Annotated in this window: 1 protein-coding gene; it reads left to right on the plus strand. The window is 41.1% G+C overall.

Annotated features, from left to right (window positions below; all coding sequences use genetic code 11):
- A partial coding sequence (ispH, locus tag ACFIK8_RS10860) for a 4-hydroxy-3-methylbut-2-enyl diphosphate reductase (RefSeq protein ID WP_375669433.1) occupies nucleotides 1–708 on the plus strand: 708 nt, incomplete at its 5' end.
- Nucleotides 709–813 lie beyond the last annotated feature (105 nt).

Genomic DNA, 813 nt, shown 5'->3' on the forward strand with positions numbered 1-813 from the left:
CCGTTGGTTTCTAAGGTTCATAAACAAGCGATACGACATCAACGTCATGGTCGTCATGTTATATTGATTGGTCATGCTGGTCATCCTGAAGTGATAGGAACAATGGGACAGCTTGAAAAAGGAGCTGTTACTTTGATTGAAACGATAGAAGATGCTTTGCATTATCAGCCAGATGATCCAGATAAATTGGGGTTTGTGACGCAAACAACACTTTCTGTTGAAGATCCAGCAGGGATTCTTGATGTATTACAGAGACGTTTTCCTGCGTTGGAACCACCGGCTGCCGAATCAATTTGCTATGCTACGACGAATCGCCAAAATGCTGTTAAAGCGGCGGCACTGGGGAGTGATTTATTTTTGATTGTTGGTGCACCGAATTCTTCTAATTCACGACGTTTGGTAGAAGTTGCTGAGAGATTTGGTGCGCGGCAGTCTATTTTAGTTCAACGGGCTGATGAAATTGATTTTGATCGTCTGGGTCCTCTTTCTGTTGTGAGTCTTTCAGCAGGGGCTTCTGCGCCTGAAATTATTGTTGATGAAATTATTTCAGCTTTTCGTGAACGTTATGATGTTACAGTAGAATTGTCTGAAACAGTGGTAGAAAGGGAGACATTTTTGGTCAATCGGGAATTGCGCAATGTTATCTTAACGCCTCAAGATATCGCTTTTGTGTATGGTCAGTCTGAAACGCTAAAAAACAAAAACTAGGATACATAAATGCCTACAATGAAAGCAGAATAATGGCTGGTCTATACAGATATTCATTCAAATGATTTGAAGGCATTTTTGACAGGTTACTCGATCGGTTCACTT

The organism is Bartonella sp. MR168JLCBS, from assembly GCF_042194175.1.